This window comes from Caballeronia sp. (assembly GCF_049581465.1).
GTDB lineage: Bacteria > Pseudomonadota > Gammaproteobacteria > Burkholderiales > Burkholderiaceae > Caballeronia.
The window spans coordinates 1-1,979 of the sequence record NZ_JBAUSA010000775.1; the positions used below are offsets into that span (position 1 = coordinate 1).

General features: G+C 60.1%; 1 protein-coding gene and 1 pseudogene. One reads left to right on the forward strand and one right to left on the reverse strand.

Annotation, left to right across the window (positions count from 1 at the left end; all coding sequences use genetic code 11):
• On the reverse strand, positions 1-1,104 hold a 1,104-nt coding region (metK, locus tag WCA53_RS19090), incomplete at its 3' end, for a methionine adenosyltransferase (RefSeq protein ID WP_423914113.1).
• A 302-nt stretch (positions 1,105-1,406) separates the two neighbouring features.
• Between metK and WCA53_RS19095 the strand changes: the two are divergent.
• A pseudogene (locus tag WCA53_RS19095) lies at positions 1,407-1,979 on the forward strand (lipid A biosynthesis lauroyl acyltransferase); the annotation flags it as partial.

Genomic DNA, 1,979 nt, shown 5'->3' on the forward strand with positions numbered 1-1,979 from the left:
CTCTTCGCGGCCAAAGTGACCATACGCCGCCGACTTTTCGTAGATCGGACGCAGCAGGTCGAGCATCTGGATAATGCCCTTCGGACGCAGGTCGAAATGCTCGAGCACGAGCTCCTGGATCCTTTCATCCGACACGCGGCCCGTGCCGAACGTGTTGACCATGACCGAAGTCGGGCGCGCAACGCCGATGGCGTACGACACCTGAATCAGGCAACGCGAAGCCAGCCCGGCCGCGACGATATTCTTTGCGACATAGCGGCCGGCGTACGCAGCCGAACGGTCGACCTTCGACGGATCCTTGCCCGAGAACGCGCCACCGCCGTGGGGTGCCGCGCCGCCGTAGGTATCGACGATAATCTTGCGCCCCGTCAACCCGCAATCGCCTTGCGGACCGCCAATCACGAAACGACCGGTCGGATTCACCAGGAACTTGATGTCCCCCTTGATCAACTCGGGCGGCAACACCGGCTTGATGATCTCTTCGATCACCGCTTCACGCAGGGTCTTGAGTTCGATGTCCGGTGCGTGTTGTGTGGAAAGCACCACGGTATCGATCGCATGCGCTCGGCCATTGACGTACCGAACCGTGACTTGCGACTTCGCGTCCGGACGCAGCCAGTTCAGGCGACCGTCGCGACGCAGGTTCGCCTGGCGCTCGACCAGACGGTGCGCCAAGTGGATGGGCAACGGCATCAGTTCGGGCGTTTCGTCGCAGGCATAGCCGAACATCAGGCCTTGGTCGCCCGCGCCCTGATCGAGGTTGTCGTCATGAGCAGCGTCCACGCCCTGCGCGATATCCCGCGACTGTTTGTCATAGGCGACGAGCACGGCGCAACCGCGGTAATCGATGCCATATTCCGTGTTGTCGTAGCCGATACGCTTGATGGTGTCGCGCGCAACCTGGATGTAATCGACGTTGGCTTGCGTGGTGATTTCGCCCGCGAGAACGACAAGGCCGGTATTGCACAGCGTTTCAGCCGCGACCCGCGAGTATTTATCCTGAGCCAGGATGGCGTCGAGGATGGCGTCGGAAATCTGATCGGCAACCTTGTCGGGGTGGCCTTCAGAGACGGATTCAGAGGTAAAGAAATAGTCGTTTGACACGCTTCAGACTCCATTTTGAGTACGGTTAAGCTTCTAACGTAGCCGGCCTCATTTGGGAGTCTGAAGCGGCGACGCTTTAGCGGAAATCATGGTCCGGTCAGCGCTATGAGCACCGCCCGGCTTCGCCCCGCAAGTTGTCCATTAACTCGGCGAAGGTTTTATTATAGCGGCTCCGTACATTTGTCACAGAGCCAAGGTTTGTTGTCCGCCCAACATAAAACGTACTTTTCTCTGCGCGACGCCCGATGCGACCTCCGGCCCGCTCGAACAACCTGCCACGACGGCGACTTCTGGAGCGTTACATGCTAGGTCGCATCGGCGTCATGCTTGCGGTGCATTTCCTGAAATTGCTCGCGCTCGTTCCCTACGGCATCACGGCCCGTTTCGGCGATGGCCTGGGCTGGCTGCTCTATCAGATCCCCAGTCGGCGCAAGCGGATCGTCCATATCAACCTCGCGCTGTGCTTTCCCGACTGGACGCCTGAACGACGCGAGGAAGTGGCGCAGCGCCATTTCCGTCACGCAATCCGCAGCTATGTGGAGCGCAGCGTGCAATGGTTCGGTTCCGCGGAAAAGCTCGCCAAGCTGATCCAGGTGGAAAGCGCCGTCGATCTGCGCGATCCCGACCTGCCGCCCACACTGTTTCTCGGTTTTCACTTTGTCGCGATCGAAGCTGCGTCGATTTGGCTCAACTATTCGCTGCACAGAAGATGCGGGTCGCTCTATCAGCCCATGTCGAACCCGTTACTCGACGATATTGCAAAGAAGCAGCGCGCCCGCTTCGACGCCGACATGGCGAGCCGCGCGGATAGCGCGCGGATCGTGCTGCGCTGGCTACGTGACCACAAGCCCGTCATGCTCGGCGCAGACATGGAC